This window comes from Allobosea sp. 2KB_26 (assembly GCF_052115715.1).
GTDB lineage: Bacteria > Pseudomonadota > Alphaproteobacteria > Rhizobiales > Beijerinckiaceae > Allobosea.
Window position 1 is genome coordinate 46,940 of the sequence record NZ_JBFRHE010000016.1, and the last position, 17,758, is coordinate 64,697.

The 17,758-nt window shown below is 63.4% G+C and carries 20 protein-coding genes, 1 tRNA gene and 1 pseudogene; 14 read left to right on the plus strand and 8 right to left on the minus strand.

The window, feature by feature from the left end; translation table 11 throughout:
- Positions 1-92 precede the first annotated feature (92 nt).
- The 5 genes from irrA (at position 93) to AB4099_RS28720 (ending at position 2,551) form a co-directional block, all read left to right on the plus strand.
- Positions 93-632 carry an iron response transcriptional regulator IrrA gene (gene irrA / locus AB4099_RS28700; protein ID WP_113517169.1) on the plus strand — a complete coding sequence of 180 codons (540 nt, stop codon included), beginning with the start codon at positions 93-95 and terminating at the stop codon, positions 630-632.
- Positions 629-916, plus strand: a complete 288-nt coding sequence (locus tag AB4099_RS28705; protein WP_113517170.1) for a (2Fe-2S)-binding protein — start codon at positions 629-631, stop codon at positions 914-916. Before irrA ends, AB4099_RS28705 begins: the two co-directional genes overlap by 4 nt.
- Positions 917-1,025: 109 nt before the next feature.
- A complete protein-coding gene (bfr, locus tag AB4099_RS28710; protein WP_113517171.1) occupies positions 1,026-1,511 on the plus strand; it encodes a bacterioferritin in 486 nt (161 codons plus the stop codon).
- Positions 1,512-1,756: 245 nt separating this feature from the next.
- A complete protein-coding gene (hemP, locus tag AB4099_RS28715; RefSeq protein WP_441480608.1) occupies positions 1,757-1,939 on the plus strand; it encodes a hemin uptake protein HemP in 183 nt (60 codons plus the stop codon).
- Positions 1,940-2,008: 69 nt separating this feature from the next.
- Positions 2,009-2,551, plus strand: a complete 543-nt coding sequence (locus tag AB4099_RS28720) for an MOSC domain-containing protein (RefSeq protein WP_441480609.1) — start codon at positions 2,009-2,011, stop codon at positions 2,549-2,551.
- Here AB4099_RS28720 and AB4099_RS28725 read toward each other — a convergent pair.
- The 6 genes and pseudogenes from AB4099_RS28725 to AB4099_RS28750 form a co-directional block, all read right to left on the minus strand.
- Positions 2,548-2,964: an inositol monophosphatase family protein gene (locus AB4099_RS28725; protein ID WP_441480610.1), complete on the minus strand. Its 417-nt coding sequence runs from the start codon at positions 2,962-2,964 to the stop codon at positions 2,548-2,550. The genes AB4099_RS28720 and AB4099_RS28725 overlap by 4 nt on opposite strands.
- Positions 2,948-3,391 carry an inositol monophosphatase family protein gene (locus AB4099_RS28730; RefSeq protein ID WP_441480611.1) on the minus strand — a complete coding sequence of 148 codons (444 nt, stop codon included), beginning with the start codon at positions 3,389-3,391 and terminating at the stop codon, positions 2,948-2,950. Before AB4099_RS28730 ends, AB4099_RS28725 begins: the two co-directional genes overlap by 17 nt.
- A 200-nt stretch (positions 3,392-3,591) precedes the next feature.
- Positions 3,592-4,236 carry a cold-shock protein gene (locus tag AB4099_RS28735; protein WP_113517174.1) on the minus strand — a complete coding sequence of 215 codons (645 nt, stop codon included), beginning with the start codon at positions 4,234-4,236 and terminating at the stop codon, positions 3,592-3,594.
- A 90-nt stretch (positions 4,237-4,326) separates the two neighbouring features.
- On the minus strand, positions 4,327-5,025 hold the full coding sequence (locus tag AB4099_RS28740; RefSeq protein WP_113517175.1) for a carbonic anhydrase: 699 nt from the start codon (positions 5,023-5,025) through the stop codon (positions 4,327-4,329).
- 71 nt (positions 5,026-5,096) lie between these two features.
- Positions 5,097-5,413, minus strand: a pseudogene (locus AB4099_RS28745) (DUF167 family protein).
- Between the two features lies 1 nt (position 5,414).
- Positions 5,415-5,705: a YggT family protein gene (locus AB4099_RS28750; protein ID WP_113517231.1), complete on the minus strand. Its 291-nt coding sequence runs from the start codon at positions 5,703-5,705 to the stop codon at positions 5,415-5,417.
- A gap of 118 nt (positions 5,706-5,823) precedes the next feature.
- Between AB4099_RS28750 and AB4099_RS28755 the strand changes: the two genes are divergently transcribed.
- The 4 genes from AB4099_RS28755 to AB4099_RS28770 all read left to right on the plus strand — a co-directional run bounded on the left by AB4099_RS28755 (position 5,824) and on the right by AB4099_RS28770 (position 10,134).
- Positions 5,824-5,899: transfer RNA gene (locus AB4099_RS28755), tRNA-Ala, on the plus strand.
- A 356-nt stretch (positions 5,900-6,255) separates the two neighbouring features.
- The gene (locus AB4099_RS28760) at positions 6,256-6,870 is read left to right on the plus strand and encodes a transglycosylase SLT domain-containing protein (protein ID WP_441480612.1); all 615 of its coding nucleotides are present in this window, start codon (positions 6,256-6,258) and stop codon (positions 6,868-6,870) included.
- 220 nt (positions 6,871-7,090) lie between these two features.
- A complete protein-coding gene (locus AB4099_RS28765; RefSeq protein ID WP_441480613.1) occupies positions 7,091-9,028 on the plus strand; it encodes an AI-2E family transporter in 1,938 nt (645 codons plus the stop codon).
- A gap of 131 nt (positions 9,029-9,159) precedes the next feature.
- Positions 9,160-10,134 carry a ketopantoate reductase family protein gene (locus AB4099_RS28770; protein WP_113517179.1) on the plus strand — a complete coding sequence of 325 codons (975 nt, stop codon included), beginning with the start codon at positions 9,160-9,162 and terminating at the stop codon, positions 10,132-10,134.
- Positions 10,135-10,153: 19 nt separating this feature from the next.
- On the opposite strand, the gene AB4099_RS28775 is transcribed toward AB4099_RS28770, so the two are convergent.
- Positions 10,154-11,029, minus strand: a complete 876-nt coding sequence (locus AB4099_RS28775) for a LysR family transcriptional regulator (protein ID WP_162768314.1) — start codon at positions 11,027-11,029, stop codon at positions 10,154-10,156.
- The gene (locus AB4099_RS28780) at positions 11,026-11,901 is read right to left on the minus strand and encodes a LysR family transcriptional regulator (protein WP_113517181.1); all 876 of its coding nucleotides are present in this window, start codon (positions 11,899-11,901) and stop codon (positions 11,026-11,028) included. The genes AB4099_RS28775 and AB4099_RS28780 overlap by 4 nt, the downstream gene beginning before the upstream one ends.
- Positions 11,902-12,019: 118 nt before the next feature.
- Between AB4099_RS28780 and AB4099_RS28785 the strand changes: the two genes are divergently transcribed.
- From AB4099_RS28785 to AB4099_RS28805, 5 genes are all read left to right on the plus strand, one after another.
- Positions 12,020-13,546 carry an ABC transporter substrate-binding protein gene (locus AB4099_RS28785; RefSeq protein ID WP_441480614.1) on the plus strand — a complete coding sequence of 509 codons (1,527 nt, stop codon included), beginning with the start codon at positions 12,020-12,022 and terminating at the stop codon, positions 13,544-13,546.
- Position 13,547: 1 nt separating this feature from the next.
- Positions 13,548-14,528: an ABC transporter permease gene (locus AB4099_RS28790; protein WP_441480615.1), complete on the plus strand. Its 981-nt coding sequence runs from the start codon at positions 13,548-13,550 to the stop codon at positions 14,526-14,528.
- Between the two features lie 3 nt (positions 14,529-14,531).
- Positions 14,532-15,347 carry an ABC transporter permease gene (locus tag AB4099_RS28795; protein ID WP_441480616.1) on the plus strand — a complete coding sequence of 272 codons (816 nt, stop codon included), beginning with the start codon at positions 14,532-14,534 and terminating at the stop codon, positions 15,345-15,347.
- A 40-nt stretch (positions 15,348-15,387) separates the two neighbouring features.
- Positions 15,388-16,308: a serine hydrolase gene (locus AB4099_RS28800; RefSeq protein ID WP_441480617.1), complete on the plus strand. Its 921-nt coding sequence runs from the start codon at positions 15,388-15,390 to the stop codon at positions 16,306-16,308.
- A gap of 147 nt (positions 16,309-16,455) precedes the next feature.
- A complete protein-coding gene (locus AB4099_RS28805; RefSeq protein WP_441480618.1) occupies positions 16,456-17,736 on the plus strand; it encodes a DUF763 domain-containing protein in 1,281 nt (426 codons plus the stop codon).
- Positions 17,737-17,758 lie beyond the last annotated feature (22 nt).

A 17,758-nucleotide genomic window follows, 5' to 3' on the forward strand; every position in this document is an offset into this window, starting at 1 on the left:
GCGGAGTCCCGCCAAATATAGCAATGATATCAGTAGTTTAGATATTTTCTAAACTACAAGGCCGGCATGCCGGCGATGTGGAAGGCGTACCGATGAGCGTTTTGCCCGTGAAGGATCCCAGCCAGGCCCGTGCTGCCGCGGAACAGATTCCGTGGCCGCAGAAGAGCCCTGCTTCCTGCCCGATCAGCGCGGTGAAAACGCGGCTTCGCAATGCCGGCCTGCGTCCAACCAGGCAGCGCATGGCGCTGGGCTGGTTGCTCTTCGCCAAGGGCGACCGCCACGTCAGCGCCGAGATGCTCTATGAGGAGGCGCTGCGCGCCCGCGAGCCCCTCTCTCTCGCGACCGTCTACAACACGCTGCGGCAATTCTCGGAAGCTGGCCTGCTCCGCCAGGTTTCGGTGTCAGGCCCCAAGACCTTCTTCGACACCAATGTGTCGGAGCATCACCACTTCTATAACGAGGACGACGAAACGGTCGTCGACATTCCTGGCTCGGAAATCCAGGTTTCCGGCCTGCCGGTCGCCCCGGAAGGCATGGTGATCTCGTCCGTGGAAGTCATTGTCCGCCTGCGCAATGCCGATGGCGCCGAGGTCGAGACGCGGGTCGCAGCCGAGGCTGGGCACCACGCGTGATCGTCTGCTCCTGCAACGTCCTGTCCTGCCGGCAGATCAAGGGAACCATTGCCCCCGATGGCAGTGGACCTGTGACGGCTGGCGAGGCCTATGACTGTCTGGGCTGCAGCCCGGACTGCGGACGTTGCGCCCGAGCCGTCAGAGCTATTCTCGCCGAGGCCCGCGCCGCCTGCGCCAGCCAATGCCATTCCTGCGCCAGCCGCGACGTCGAATGCGCGGTGCATGTCTCCGTCACCCAGATGATGGACGGACTGGCGATCGAGGAAGACACGATCGCGGCCTGACGGCTCGTCGATATTTCCTTCCCCAAGGTCGACTTCTGCCTTTCATTCTCCACATCGTCGCTTTACATTAGGATCATTCTAATGTGACGCGAGCCCGAGGAGAGCTGTGATGAAGGGTGACAAGAAGGTCATCGAGTATCTCAACAAGGGGCTCCGCTCCGAGCTGACCGCGATCAATCAGTACTGGCTGCACTACCGGATGCTCGACAATTGGGGGCTGAAGGAGATGGCCAAGACTTGGAAGAAGGAATCGATCGAGGAGATGGTCCATGCCGACCGTTTCGTCGACCGCATCCTCTTCCTCGAGGGCTTCCCCAATCTGCAGACGCTTGACGCGCTGCGCATCGGCGAGAACGTCAAGGAAGTGATCGAGTGCGATCTCAAGGCCGAGGTCGAGGCGCGCGGACTCTATCAGGAAGCGGCCAAATATTGCCGAGAGGTCGGCGACTACCCATCCGAGGACCTGTTCAAGGCGCTGATGAAGGATGAGGAAGGTCATATCGACTTCCTCGAGACCCAGCTCGACCTCATCGAGCGCGTCGGCATCGAACTCTACACCCAGAAGCATATTGGCGGACTCGAAGCGGATCACTGATCCGCGAAGCTTTCCGACACCAGTCGCAAGCCGGACCTGCCCCGCAGGTCCGGCTTTTTCGCGCGGAAGCGGTTTCTCGAAGTCGGAACAAGACCATCCGTCTTGACGACGTGGCCGGAAGCGACCTAATTCATAGGCTGATACCGACGTAGTTTGTAATGATTATCGTTCAATACTGAGGCTCTACGGAAGATCAGCGCCGAATCTTGTCTGCCTCCTGCAGATTATCGACTTGGATCGCTGCGATGAGTTCCGTTCCGCCATCTGATCTCGCTGGAAAGACAGCGCCCCTCCCCGGACAATCGGACGTTCCGGTCGTCGACGTCCGTCAATTGGTCGGCGCTGGACGCGAGGTCATCCTGATGCATCTTGGCGAAGCCTATCGCCTGCGCGTCACCGCCCGCGACCGGCTCATTTTGACCAAATAGCTCCCCCACTCGCCAAGCCATGCGCTCTGTGCCAGAGAGCCTGCGAAGCGACCTCGCGGAGGCAGGCGAATGTCAGCGAAGGTTGTCTCGGTCGGGCGGGATGCGGGACATGCATTCAGCAAGCCCATCGGCGACACCATCCGGCTCCTGACCGGCCTGGGCGTCGAGGGGGACGCGCATTGCGGCATCACAGTGAAGCACCGCTCCCGCGTCGCAATCGACCCCTCGCAGCCGAACCTGCGCCAGGTTCATCTGATCCATGCCGAGCTCTTCGACGAGCTGAAACTGGCCGGCTTTGACCTAGCGCCCGGCGACCTCGGCGAGAACGTCACCACCCGCGGCATTGATCTACTCGGGCTACCTGTCGGTGCCCGCCTGCAGCTTGGCAACAAGGCCTGCATCGAGATCACCGGCCTGCGCAACCCTTGCGCCCAGATCGAGGCGTTCCGTCCCGGGCTCCTCTCCGCTGTCCTCGGGCGCGTTTCCGAGGGGCAGCTCGTTCGCAAATCCGGGATCATGGCGATCGTTCTGGCGGGCGGCGAAATCCGCCCAGGCGATGCCATCGGCCTGACCTTGCCTGACCGTCCGCATCGCGCGCTCGAACGGGTCTAGTCGCGCGCTCGTAACCAAGACTCACTCGACCGTGAACAATCATTGCGCCCATCGAAGAGCGCAATATGCGTTGCTCGCCAATGATCGGGCGTGCGTGCTGCCAGTAAGCCATGACCGCCTTGTCCAGCGCGATAGGGTGAACCATCCCAGCGCGCTACGCGGCCGCCAGCCTCGCTCAAGAACAACGCTCCGGGCAGATGATCCCATGGCAGAGTTCGCCAGAAGACGGCGAAATCGCGCTCGCCGGTGGCAATGGCAGGATATTCGGCCCCTGCGCAAAGCAGCGGGGGCACGATCAAGGGCACTCGATCCAAGCGCGGCTCGATGGCCTCAAGCACGTCAGGCGGTAGGAAACGAGTGGAAATCGAGCCCCTCCGCAGTGCATCCGACTTCCCATCAGCGACCACGGGCACGCCATTGATCTGGGCGCCGCTGCCCAGTTCGGCGACATGGAAGCTGATCCGACAACGGATCGAGCATCCAGGCTGCGACGGCCTCGCCTTCGCGTAGCAGTGCGAGCATGATCGAAAATGGTCCTCGGCCGGAAATGAAATTTCCGGTGCCGTCTAGCGGATCGATCAACCAGACGGTGCCCCGATCGAGAGTGTCAGCCAATGCAGGCGTCATTGCGCAGGCTTCCTCGCCCACGACCCTGGCGGACGGATCCAGCAGCAGCAATTGCTCGCCGATCAACCGTTCGGCATGGTGATCGGCAACAGTGACGAGTTCTCCCGGGGACTTTTCCTCCACGTCACGCGCGGTCAGATTGCGAAAACGCGGCAAGATCGCCTCTGCAGCTGCCTCTCGCAGAACCGTCGATACTTTATCGATCAGACTCATCGTGATCTCGGCTCCCTTATGTCGGGCTTGCCTTCTGGATCTCGCCAATTTGACAAGGACCGCCTACCACCACCCAAACCGGCACCGCGTTTCAAAGGAAGCGCCTCCCGAATTCGCGCCCGAACCGCCCGCACCGACCACGAAACAAAAAGGCCCGCCAAACCGGCGGGCCTTGGATCAGGTCGGTGCAAAAACACCAATCAGATGAAACTGACGTTCGCAGCTTCCGGGCCCTTCTTGCCGGCCCGGATCGAGAAGCGCACGCGCTGCCCGTCCATCGGCGGTTGCAGGCCGCTGCGGCTCAGCGAGCTGACATGCAGGAACACATCCGGGCCGCCATTGTCAGGCGCGATGAAGCCGAATCCGCGGTCGGAGTTGAAGAACTTCACGGCACCGTCATAGGGCCCTTCCATCGGGGCGCTGTTGCGATCGCCGTAGCCGCCGCGATCGCCGCGGTCGTAACCGCCGCCACCGTAACCACCACCGCCGCCGCCATAGCCACCGCCGCCGAAATCGTCACGCGGCGGGCGCGGCGAGAACGGGCGCGGGGCACGCTCGCCGCGCGGGGCGGCGGGCGTCGCGGTCGAGGCGTCGATCTCGTGCACGGCCACGACCTGAAGACCACGGCGGCCTTCGCCGAGATCGGCAACGATCGTCGCACCCGGCTGCAGATCCTGCGGATCGAGCGGACCGATGGACGAGACATGCACGAAGACGTCGCCGGATCCGTCGGCAGGAGACGCGAATCCGAAGCCCTTCTCAGGGTCGAACCACTTGATCTTGGCTTCGATATTTTCGTGGGTGACGAAGGGAGCGGGAGCCGAAGGCTTACGACGATCGAACATGCGAGCTTCAAAAATCAGTGACCGGGAAGCGACAATCTAGCGCAAGCTGCGCCCGCCGTCATGGGGGGCGGAGCAGCTAAATTTTCGCCCTCATTCGGCTTCGCTGCAGCGGATAGTCTGCACCTTTTTCGGCATCTCGCCAATGGCCGGAACGAACTGTCCGGTCGCGGGGTCAAGCACCATCAGAACGCCCGTCGCGACGGCGAAATAGGCGCCATGCAACTTCAGCCGGCCCTTGCCCTCGAGGATGCTGATGCAGGGAAAGGTCCGCAGATTGGCGAGCGATTGCTGGATCGAGGCCAGCGCCAGGCGCTCGACATAGGTTTCCAGGTCCTCGTTGCGACCGCGACCGCCACTGCGCTGCGCCGCAGGATTGATCAGCGTGATCCATTTCCCGATGAAATCGCCGGGCGACAGCGGCCCCTGCGCATCATCGGCAAAGGCCCGGATGCCGCCACAGCGGCCATGGCCCATCACGACGATATGCTCGACCTTCAGAGCCTGAACGCCATATTCGAGTGCGGCCGAGGTGCCGTGCAGCTGGTCGTCGGGCGAAAATGGCGGAACCAGATTGGCGACGTTGCGCACCACGAACATCTCGCCGGGGCGCGCATCGAAGATGGTTTCGGGCGCGACACGCGAGTCGCAGCAACCGATCAGCATGATCTTGGGAGTCTGGCCGCTTTCGGCGAGCTCCTCATAGCGGCTCTTCTCGCGGGAGAAACGTTCGTCGAGGAAGGAGCGATAGCCTTCCGTGAGCCGCTCAGGAAAAGACTGGGGTGTGTCCATTGCCCTTGTTCGGACAGGAAGTGGCCGCTTTCGTCAAGAGATTTGTGCAGCGCGGGAGGCGCGAAGACGCCCTAGTCCGACGCGAGAAGCTGCTCCAGCCGCTCGGCGAGCCGGTCGGCTTCCCCCGCAATCAGCAGAGTCTTGAGCCGCGCCGTGCTTCCGGCGGCCAGTGTCACCGCAGAACGGGAGACCGACAGGCTGCGCGCCAGCAAGGCGACCAGTGCCGCGTTGGCCTCCCCCTCGCTGGCGCGGCCCGCACCCGTGCCTTGAGCACGGCGCGGCCGTCCGCGAGGACCTCGATGCCGTCGACCCCGTCGCGCCCGCCGCGCGGGGTGAGCCTGACGCTCAGCCGCAATCCCCCGGGCGTTGCCGTCCAGGGAACGGCCATCTCAGAATACTGCAGGGTACAGATAACGCTCGATCACGCGCTCGATGAAGAAGATGATCAGCAACAGGATGATCGGCGAAATGTCGATGCCGCCAAGATTGGGCAGCATGTTCCGGATCGGCCTGAGCGCCGGCTCGGTCACCCGGTAGAGGAAATCCCAGACCGAGGAGACGAACTGATTCCGGGTATTGACGACGTTGAAGGCGATCAGCCAACTCAAAACCGCTGATATGATGAGGAGCCAAGTGTAGATGTTCAGCGCGAGCATCACCACGTCGAGAACGGCACGCATCGACATTCCTCTTGTCGTCTTCAGGCTGGTGACGCGGAAAGATTTCGCCCTCGCCGAAAAACTCCCGGCGCAGGCGATTGACATTCACGCGACGCAAGGCCTAGAAGGCCAGCGCCTTGGGGCTGTAGCTCAGATGGGAGAGCGCTGCAATCGCACTGCAGAGGTCAGGGGTTCGAATCCCCTCAGCTCCACCAGGCTTTTCCTGGTGGAATTAAGCTAGAAGAAACAAGGACCTGACGCAGCCGCCGTCAGGGCGCGTGCACATGGGCGCTCCTGGTTCGCCAACCAGCTTTTTCGCTGCCCCCTTCCCGGCCAATGGGTGACTGCCCGATTGCTTCATCAATCTGCTCCGCAGTCCTGCCGACGCTGGCGGGATGACACTGGTGGGGTAGCTGACGTCGAACGCTCCGGCTGGTTCCGCCCCACCAAATCCCCGAACCAAATATCGAGCGTCATTGGGGAAGCCACCCGTCACGTGTCCAGATCGTCCGCCGCAGAGTTGCCGCAAGTCCGCGTACTTTGGAGCCTGGGGTAAGTTGAGCCTAGGATCATGAGTTGTTGGCGTCCCCGTAAGCAGGTTCATCAGCTGATGGAGGCCAGATTGTCGTGGCAAAGACGTCTTGTTGCAGCCGGGATCATCCTGCTGTCTGGGGGGCTTGGAGGATGCACTCTCACAGACGACGCCTCCTTGGAGGCTGCGAAACCGCTCGCTTACTCCGGCGAACAGCCCGGTGACCCGCAACCGGCCTCGGACCGCGCGGGAATTGACAGGCTCATTGAACAACATTCCGCGCATTACGAACTCCCAGCGGATTGGGTCCGTCGAATCGTCAAGCGCGAAAGCAACTATCGCCCGACCGCCCAGAAGAATGGCCATTTGGGCCTGATGCAGATCAAGCACGCGACAGCGCGGAGCATGGGTTATGCCGGCCCGGCAAATGGATTGCTCGATCCCGAAGTCAATCTCACCTACGGGCTCAAATATCTCCGGGGAGCTTGGCTCGTGGCCGATCGCGACCAGGTCCGTGCCGACCGCTACTATCGGAACGGATACTATTACGATGCAAAGCGGAAGGGGCTTCTCGAAGCAACCGGTCTCGGCAAGGACCGTACGCGGCTAGCCAACTCCCGCCGCGCGAAGGACGGAGTTCCCCAGGCTCGTTAACGTAGCGAAGCCTGGCTCGTTGGGAGACGGACCAGTCACCCGCCGTTCTCGCGCCCGGCCGGGCCTCGGCACGTTCGAGATCGGTCTCTGATACTGGGAGACAGGTAGACCGGCAGACCTATTGGAACATCAGGGTCGATCTCCCGTTCAGCCACCAATGACCAACAGCGCGCCCCTACTACCGCTGAGTGGGTGAATCGTGGCCGAGGAAAACCACTTCATGCGTCCGATCGCCACTCTCGCGCCCGCCCGGGCAGTGCCCGCTCGGGCGATCGATGGTGGCCTTGGCAATGTTGCCATTGGAGCCTTGATCGTGACCGCGCTCTATCTCGGTCGCGATGTCTTCGTACCGATTGCTCTCGCGATCCTGTTCAGTTTTGTTCTCGCGCCGCTCGTCAAAGGACTCCAGAAACTTCGGGTTCCCCGTTCGCTCGCCGTCATCACTGTCGTTCTCATCGCCTTCTCGGCGCTGGGCGCCTTGACGATGGCCATGGTCGGTCAGGCGACCCAGCTCGCCGGAGATCTCCCGGTTTATCAGAGCACGATGCGTGAGAAGATCGCGTCGCTCCGCGGAGCCGGCCCAGGCAGCGGTGTTCTCTCTCGCGCAGCCGACGTCCTGCAGGATCTCGGCAAGGAACTCGACAAGCCCCAGGCGAAGGATGCATCGCCCCTGGCGCCCTCGGTCCGCCCCCCCGACGCGCGGCCAATCCCTGTCGAGGTTCATCAACCGGAGCCGGGCGCGTTGGAGACATTGAGGGCCTTTCTCACGCCTCTGATCCATCCACTGACAACGACCGGAATCGTCGTGATCTTCGTCGTTTTCATCCTTCTGCAGCGTGAGGATCTGAGGAACAGGTTCATCCGGCTAACGGGAACCTATGATCTACAGAAGACCACGGCTGCATTTGACGACGCCGCTCGTCGCCTTAGCCGGCTGTTCCTGACCCAGCTGGTCCTCAATGCTGGCTTCGGTCTCGTGATCGGGACCGGACTCTGGCTGATCGGCGTTCCGAGCGCCCTGCTTTGGGGCATTCTCTCCGCCATCCTTCGATTCATTCCCTATCTCGGCGCTATTCTCGCCGCGATTTTCCCGATGGTGATCGCAGCATCCGTCGATCCCGGCTGGACCATGCTGGCCTGGACCGCCGCATTATTTCTGGTTGCAGAGCCGCTCGCCGGTCATGTGGTCGAACCGCTGGTCTATGGCCGCTCGACCGGCCTTTCGCCTGTCGCAATCGTCGTTGCGGCCACGTTCTGGACGTGGTTGTGGGGGCCCATCGGATTGGTCCTTGCAACCCCGCTGACCGTTTGCCTCGTGGTCCTGGGCCGTCATGTCGAGCGGCTCGAATTTCTCGATGTCCTCTTGGGGGATCGGCCGGCGCTGTCTGCTCCCGAGATCTTCTACCAGCGTGTGCTCGCCGGGGATCCCGCTGAGGCAGCTGACAAGGCCGAAGAGGTTCTCAAGGAGCGCTCCCTCTCCGTCTACTATGACGAAGTCGCCCTGGAAGGTCTGCGACTCGCAGCCAGCGACGCGGCACGCGGCGTCCTTGATGCAACACGGCAGACACGGATCCTCGAAACGGTGCGTGAAGTCGTCGATGACCTCGCCGACCATGATGACCGCAATCCTGCAGTCGGAGAAATGACCAACGACCCCGAGGCAGAAGCAGCGATCGCTGAAACCGACGAGGCCGAAGGTTCAGCCGACCTGCCGATTCTGGCACCGGAAAACCTGGGTGAGGCTTTCCGAGGTGAGGACCGGGTGGTTTGCGTCGCCGCGCAGTCGGAGCTCGATGAAGCTGCAGCCCTGATGCTGACGCAGATCCTCGGCAAGCATGGGCTCACTGCCCGCGTGCTGCCTGCAGACACGCTCTCGACGAATAACCTCGCCGCGCTGGCGGCGGATCAACCCGCCCTGATCTGTCTGTGCTATCTCGACGGCACGAGCTCCGCTCATATGAAATACGCCATCAAGCGCCTTCGCCGCAGACTGCCATCCACGGTCATCATCCTTGGCAGCTTGTCGCCGAACGCGGGTCTCGCAACAGAACTCCAGGCAACGGTCCTGGCTGATAAAGTCGAGACGAGCCTGCGCGGCATGAGCAACGCCTGTTTGACCTACGCGATGCGCAACGTATCTGCATCCCTAGAGACCTAGTCTCCAGCCTCGGAATTTGGGGGGAGACTCGCCACCCATGTCCACCGGGCAGTCAAGCCAAGCCCGCCCTGCGCTTTCGCACCGAGCGCTCTCCCCTATAGTCGTGGCATCGTCGATAGGTGAGCACAAACATGCGCGTTGCAATCGTTGGAGCTGGAGCGATCGGCGGGGTTGTTGCCTGGCATATGGCCCAGGCAGGTCTGCGGCCCGTTATCATCGCTCGCGCTCAGACCGCTGCTCTGCTCGCAGCCGAGGGCCTGACGCTCCAATCTCCCTCAGGCACCGAAACGGTAGACGTACAGGTTGCTGCCGATGCAGCCTCCGCAGGTGTCCAGGATCTCGTTCTGGTCGGCTTCAAGGCACATGACTGGGCGAGCGGTCTCGATGCCGTCAAACCGCTGATCGGGCCATCGACGATCGTGCTGCCGATGCTGAACGGCATTCCCTGGTGGTATCTGCAAGGCTTGGGCCCCGAGTTCGGCGACCGGAGACTCGCCGCGGTCGATGCGAGCGGTGCGATCGAGGCGTCGGTTCCTGCCGGGCAGGTTCTCGGCTGCGTCGTCTATATCGGTGCGAACCGCCCCGCGCCGAACGTCATCGCCTGGAACGGCAGAAAGCGCCTTGTTGTCGGCGAGCCATTGAAGCCGCATGGCGGCAGGCTGGCAGACGTCGTCGCCTTCTTGAGAGCGGGCGGGGTCGATGGCGAGCAGAGCGAGGATATCCGGACTGAAGTCTGGCAAAAGCTGCTCGGCAACGCGGCCTATAATCCGCTTTCGGCCGTGACGGGGGCGACGGTCGACAAGATCGTCGGAGATCCTGGGGTCAGGGCCATCGCAAAGTCGATCATGGCGGAATGCGTCGCGGTTGCCGCCGCGCTCGGAATCGCGAATCTGCCGGAGCTCGAAGCACGCCTCGAACTGCCTCCGACATTGATCGGTGTGAAAACCTCGATGCTGCAGGACATGGAGGCGGGGCGCCCGCTCGAGCTTGGCGCAATTGTGGGAGCTGTTGTGGAACTCGGTCGCAGGACGGGCGTGCCCACTCCGCTGATCGAATGCGTCGGCGCCCTGGCGGCCAATGCCTGGCAGCAGCGATGGGGGCGATGATCGAGGCGAGTTCAGGACATCATGCGCCCGTGATGATCTCGACCATGCGTGCTGCCAGGTGAGACAGCGGACGGCTGCGGGCGGTCATCATGCATATCGTGATCGGGATGCGCGGCGTGATCTGCAGTTGGATGAGACCCTCGAACCGCTGCGCTTCGAACAGCATGCTGTCGACGAGTGAGACATCGCCGTCGCGGGCCAGCAAATGTGCGACGGTGATGCTGTAGGGAGCCGTCATGAACGGGGCGTAGTCCAGCCCGGCCTCTTCATGCGCCTTGGCGATCAGCCAGCCGAGCGGCGACGACTCCCGATCGAAGCAGAGGAGCCGGCGCCCGGCGAGTTCGGCAAGATCGACGCTGCCCCGTGCCGCGAGAGGGTCATCCTTGCGGACCAGGGCAACGATCGCGCCCTCGGCCAGCGGTGTCAGGGCGATGTCGTCGCTCACGCGGGGCGAGAACATGAAGCCGATATCGGCTGTCCCGTTCGAAAGTTCGGCGACCGGATTGCCCATGATCAGTTCGGCCCGCGCATCAGGATGGGTCGCCAGAAGATTGCGCAGCGCACCTGCAACCAGTCCCTGTCCGATGCTGGGTGTCGCGGCGATGCGCAGTGGAAGAGCGTGCCCGGAACGCAGATCCGCGACGGTGTCTCGCAAGTTGCGCCACTCAGCCTCGACCGTGCTCAGGCTCGCCATCAGTTCCCTCGCTTCCGACCGGAGTATCAGCCTGCCATCGCGCCGCTCGAAGACCGGCACGCCGAGGCTTCGTTCGCTCCTCGCCACGATCTTGCTGATGGCTGATTGGGTCAGGTTGAACGCGCGCGCGGCCTCGATCGTGGTGCCGAAGCGATGCACCGCAAGCAGGATGCGGGCCTGGGTCGGAGTGAGTTCGCTCACGGCGCAGGCTCCATCAAACAGGTGATCAGGACCCGCCCGGAGTGCTGCAGGTGCGAGTCTTCCCGATGGTGCGCATAGGCGATGACGGCCGGACTGGCGCGCAGCGGGCGCACGGCCAACCCCTCGGTCAATCCGCTGCTGATCACGAAGCCATCGACGATCGCGACGCCGCAGCCCTCGCGCACGAGATGGCAAGCCGAATCGGTATGGCGGACGGTGATCGAGATACGCGAAGCAAGGCCCGTTTTGGTAAGAGCCTGCTGAAAGCTGTCGGCACTGCTGAAACCATCCGGCCCATAGCTGATCAGCCGACGCCCCGCGAGGTCCTCAAGGCCGATTTCGTCTCGCGCAGCCAATGGATCTGTCTGAAAGAACACGCAGACAAGCGGACTTTCCTGCAGCGTGATATTCCGCAGCCCTTCGTTCGGCAGGGGCCCGTAGGTGATCGCAAGATCGGCGTCTCCCGCCGCGAGATGGGCGGCGACATGATCGAACATGATCTCGACCGGGGCTGCGTCGCCGATGGCGCGGCGGACTGCCGTGATCGCCGGCGGCAAGATGCTGTGGGCCAGTCCCGGCACCGTCACGATCCGGAGGCGGTCGACCATGCCGACCCGCATCATGTCGGCCTCATGGCGAGCCCGCCTGAGCGCAGCGAAAGCCGGCTGAGCCCGCTGGGTCAGGGCCTGCGCCTCAGGCGTCGGCATCAAGCGGCCCTGCAAGGTCGTGACGAGGTTCAAGCCGAGTTCGAACTCGGCAAGCCTCAACGCCTTGATCACGGCCGACTGGCTCATCTCGAGCCCTTGCGCCGCCTCACCGGTCCCGCCGAGCCGGACGAAGGCGTCGAGGACCTGCAGTGAGGAGAGCTTCATGACGCACCCTATTCCATCTGGTTGAAGATCTTGCCAAATCTTTCATTAGCAAGACTAGGAGGCACATGAAAGGATGCCGGCCATCGTCGGCATAGAACCGGCGCCACAGGGGATCGCGATGACCAGATTTCGTTCGATGGCTTCGGCTGCCGCGCTTGCGCTCGCTGTAATGACGCCTGTGATGGGCGGCTTCGCTTCCCCCGCCCTTGCCAAGGGCGTGCTGAGGCTGGCGCAGACGCAGGATCTCGTCTCGCTCGACCCGATCGCGACCAGCGACAACGCTTCGATCTTCGCGCAACTCCTGATTTTCGACACCCTGCTCCGCCCAAGCAAGGATGCCACCAAGCTCGCGCCTGGGCTCGCCGAGAGCTGGCAGGTCAGTGCCGACGGCACGACCTACACATTCAAGCTGCGCGAAGCGAAGTTCTCCGACGGCGCACCGGTCACGTCCGCAGATGTGGCGTTCTCGCTGAAGCGGGCCGGCAGCGATGCGAGCAACTGGAAGCGCTTCTTCTCCGGCATCGAGACGATCGAGACACCGGACGAACGCACGGTGATCCTCACGCTCAAGAAGACCTTCACGCCGCTTCTGAACAACCTGGCCTTGTTCTCTTCCGCCATCCTGCCGCAGAAGGCTTTTGAGGCGGCGCCCGACCGCTTTTTCGAGAAGCCGATCGGCTCGGGCCCCTTCACGGTTGCCGCCTGGAACAAGGGCCAGGGGCTTTCGCTGAAGAAGAACGCGTCCTACTGGCAGGCCGGCAAGCCCGACCTCGACGGCGCCGAGCTCCTTGTCATTCCCGAAGGCAACAGCCGCGTCCTGAAACTGCAGGCCGGTGAGATCGATGTCGCACTGGAAATCCCGCTCAACCAGTTGCAGAGCCTCAGCCGTTCGGGGGCGATCAAGACTGCTGTTGCCGATGTCCTGCGCAGCGACTTCGTGATGATGAACACGAAGAAGAAGCCCTTCGACGATGTCCGTGTCCGTCAGGCGCTGAACTATGCCGTCGACAAGGAAGGCCTGGTCAAGGCGCTGCTCTATGGAACCGGCAAGGTCGCGAATTCGCCGATGCCGCCCATGGCCTATGCCGATGCGACGCTGAAGCCCTATTCCCACGATGTCGCCAAGGCGAAGGCCTTGCTGAAGGAAGCCGGCTACGCGGACGGCTTCAAGACCTCGCTGCTGATCCACTCGGGGCGTCCGCTGCACCGCCAGCTCGGGCAGGCGATGCAGAGCGCCCTGGCGCAGGTCGGCGTGACGGCCGAGATCAAGCTGGTCGAGGGCGGCACGCATTGGTCGACAACCAAGGCGGGCGATTATGAGATGGCGGTTTCCTATGCGTCGAGCGATACGATCGATCCCGATCAGCTCGCCGGCTTCCTGATCGTCAATCCCGAGCGCGCCAATGCCTACCACACGGAATGGAAGAGCGAGCGGGTCAACGAACTCTACGAAAAGGAGCGCGTTACGGCCGACGGCCCGGAGCGCGGTGCGATGTTCAAGGAGATGATCAAGCTCGCGCATGACGGCGCGCCGTCGGTCTTCCTGTTCTATCCCGGCACGTCCTACGCCTATCGCAGCAATGTCGAAGGCTTCGAAGTCCTCCCGACCTCCAATTTTCGCCTGGAGGACGTCAAGCTGAAGTGAGGTGCCGGCGGCCCTGCGGGGCCGCCTCGTCCTTCAGTCGCTCATCATGGTCGGTTACATCTTCAAACGGCTGTTCCAGCTGGTGCCGGTGCTGCTTGGCATCACGCTGGCCTGCTTCTTCCTGCTGCGCGCGCTGCCGGGGGATCCGGCAACGCTGTTGCTTGGCGCGCGCGGCGGCCCCGAGGAGGTTGCGCTGCTGAAGCAGCGCCTCGGACTCGACCTGCCCCTGTGGCGACAATATTGGCTGTTCCTCGGCGATATCGGTTCAGGGACCCTCGGCCGTTCGGTGGTGCATGGCCGTGCGGTCTCAGAACTCGTGCTCGAGCGCCTGCCGGCGACGCTGTGGCTCGTTGCCTATTCGACCATCATTGCCGTCATCCTCACCGTTCCTCTTGCCCTGCTCTCGGCGGTCGAGCGGGACAAGCCGGTGGATGTCCTGATCAAACTCGTCTTCACCATCCTTCTCGCCATCCCCTCATTCTGGCTGGGGCTGGTCCTTGTCGTAATGCTCGCGATCTGGCTGCCGCTGTTCCCGACCTCCGGATACGGAGAGGGCTTCCTTTCGCGGCTGCATCATCTGACGCTTCCCGCCCTGGTGATTGCGCTCGCGACGGCATCCCTGACGATCCGCAGCCTGCGCAGCGGCATTCTGAACGTGCTCGGCTCGGATTATGTCACCACGGCCCGGGCCAAGGGTAACGGCACCAACCGCACGATGCGCGTGCACGTCCTGCCGAATGCCCTGATCAGCTCGATCTCGGTGCTCGGCGCACATACGAGCTGGATCATCGGTGGCACGGTTGTGATCGAAACGGTCTTCGCCCTGCCCGGGCTCGGCTCGCTCTTCGTCGAGTCGATCTTCGCCCGCGACTACCCGATGATCCAGGGCCTGACCATCGTCTTTGCCGTGCTCGTGGTCCTGATCAACCTGGCGACGGATATCGCCTACGCGCTGGCCGACCCGCGCATCAGGCTGGATTGAACCATGACGCGATTGCGCCGCCTCAATCCGACGCTGCTGATCGGCCTTGCAATGCTCGCCCTGCTGAGCCTGTTCGTCGGGCTGGGGCAAGTCTGGACACCACATGATCCCTTCCGCATCGACTACGGCAACACGCTGCAGCCGCCTTCGCTGAGCCACTGGTTCGGCACGGACGATCTCGGGCGGGATGTCGCCTCGCGGGTGATGGCGGGCGGACTCGTCGATCTGAGGGTGGCACTGATCTGCGTCGCGGCGCCAGCCATCCTGGGCGCGACGATCGGCGCGCTCTCCGGCTATGTCGGCGGGCGCGTCGATACCGTGATCATGCGCATCACCGACATCTTCTGGGCCTTCCCCTTCCATGTCCTGGTGATCGCCATCGTCGGCGTGCTGGGTCCCGGGGAATTCAACCTCTATCTCGCCTTTCTGCTGGTGAACTGGATCTCGTTTGCCCGCATTGTCCGGGGCGAGGTGCTGGTGCTGCGCGAACTCGAATTCGTCCAGGCCGCGCGCAGTTTCGGCGGTACCGACCGGCACATCGTTGCCAGGCATGTCCTGCCCAACGCCGTGACCCCGGCAATCGTCTATGCGATGGCGGATGTCGTCCTGACGATCCTGGCCGTGACCTCGCTCAGCTTCCTCGGCCTCGGCATCCAGCCGCCAACGCCGGAATGGGGCCTGATGATCTCGGATGGCCGCGAGTTCCTGTTCGACGCCTGGTGGATCGCGACCTGCCCGGGTCTCGCCATCATCTATACCGGTGTGACCTTCGCCCTGATCGGCGAGGGGCTCGACACCGCCTTGCGCCCGAAGGGCTGACCTTTTCCTGCACGGCCGATGCCTGCGCCATGAGGACATCATGAGCTTTTTTCGCGACGATACAGACCTGCAGCGGATCGGCCGCGCCATCGAGGCGCATGCGTCGTCGATCTATTCCGGCCGGGGTGTCCCGCTGGACCAGTTCGCCTATGTTCTGCTGCGCCCGCAACCTGTTGGCGAGCGCCCGATTGGAACTGCCCGCCATGCCAACTGGCGGAGCTATCCATGTTCTCTGGTCAAGGTCTTTCACCTCGTCGCGGCACAGGCGGCCCTCGCCGAGGGACGGCTGACCGAACACGGGGAACTCGACCGCGCGATGCGCGACATGATCCTCTGGTCGTCCAATTCGGCAACGAACTACATCATCGACCTGCTCACCGGCACGACCGGCGACACATTACTGAAGGGGGAGGCCCTGGCCGATTGGTGCGAGCGCCGCCAGGAGATCAACCGCTTCTTCGCCGGTTTGGGTTGGCCCGAGCTGATCGACATCAATCTCGACCAGAAGCTGATGGATGATTTGCGCTACGGCCGCGAGAAGATCGGGCTCGATCTCTCTCCCATCGGCCACAACCGCCTGACCCCGATCGCAATGGCGCGTCTGATGTCAGAGATCTTCTATGGATCCTCGCTGTTGCCGGAAGCTCGCCTGAAGCGGGTGCGCGACCACCTCATTCGCGACCAGGCGAGTCCGGACCGAAGCCGCGGCGCCTATCAACTGCTCGGATATCTCGGCGGCGGCCTGCCGGACGGTTCGCGGATCTGGTCCAAGGCCGGACGGACCCGCTGGCTGGGCGATGCACGCGCCGAATTTCGCCGTCACGACACGATCCGGGCGATCCTGCCTGGCGGCGAGGACTTCATCCTGACCGTCTTCACCCAGGGCGAAGCCATCGCAGAGGATGACGGCTTCCTGCCGGGGATTGGTAAGTTGGTTGCAGCCGAGATAGCCAGAATTTGAGCGGAATTTTGTCGAGCACGGGGACGTCCGGCGGTCGTACGCACGGGAAAAACAGGACCAGCCGCCTCGACGAGGATCGATTTCTGTAGAAGGCGGGAAAGGACCGGGCTATATCAATCGTTCCTCTTTCGTTCGCGAGACTTCGCCATGACCCGGCGATCCGGCAGCGCCGACCTTCCGCTCCACCATGGCCGCGTGCCCGCCTGGCTCGGCCGGCGCATGACGCAGCTGGGCGCGGTCATCTGCGCGGCGATCATCCATCATTATGGCCGCGACGAGTTGCTCCGGCGGTTGGCGCATCCATTCTGGTTCCAGTCCTTCGGGGCGGTGATGGGAATGGACTGGCACTCGTCGGGCATCACCACGAGCGTGATCGGAGCGCTCAAGCGCGGGCTGACACCGCTATCGGGCGAGCTGGGCCTGCATGTCTGCGGCGGGCGGGGCAGCCATTCGCGCCAGACTCCAACCGAGCTCGAACAGATTGGCGCAAGGGTCGGGTTCGACGGCAAGGCGCTCGCTACTGCGAGCCGGCTGGTCGCCAAGGTCGACAGCGCGGCCGTGCAGGACGGCTTCGACCTCTATCTCCATGGCTTCTTCGTTGGGAATGACGGCCATTGGGTCGTGGTGCAGCAGGGCATGAATGGCGATGGCGGCCTTGCCCGGCGCTATCACTGGCAGTCTGAAGGGCTGGGCAGTTTCGTCGAGGCGCCCCATGCCGCCATCGATGGCAAGAACCAGGGCAGCATCATCAACCTGACCGACAGGCGCGCTGCCCTCTCCCGCAACGGCCAGATCGATCTGCTGCGCGACATCGGACCGTCGGGGATCGTGAGGGAATTTGCGGCGCTGGAGCGCGACCGGGCGCCGCCGGTCCTGTCGCCGGCGCAGCTTTCCCTGCCTCATCTCGTCATGCCGGCTCATCACGAGGTCCGACCCAAGGACGTTATCGCGCGACGGCTCCATGGCGCGCTCGCCGCAGCCGCTGACAGCGCTCCCGCCGATTTCTCGGAATTGCTGCTCGTGCCCGGCGTCGGCGCCCGCACGGTCCGTTCGCTCGCGATGGTGGCGGAAGTGATCCATGGCGCGCCGTGCCGGTTCGCCGATCCTGCGCGCTTCTCTCTCGCCCATGGCGGCAAGGACAGACAGCCCTTCGCCGTGCCCACCACGGTCTACGACCAGACGATCGCGGTGCTGAAATCCGCCATCGATCGGGCGAAGCTCGGTCAGGACGACAAGCTCGCTGCCATCGCGCGGCTGGACCGGGAAAGCCGGCGTCTGGAACGCGTCGTCAGCGGCCCGACGCTGGAAGAGTATGTCACGCAGGAGAAACTCCGCTCCGCTGAGTATGGCGGCCGAAGTGTCTTCGGCTGGGAGCAACCGGATGCTGACGCGGCACCGGCGCCGCCTGCAAAGGCAAGCTCGATCTGACCTGCAGCGGCGTCCGCGCTTC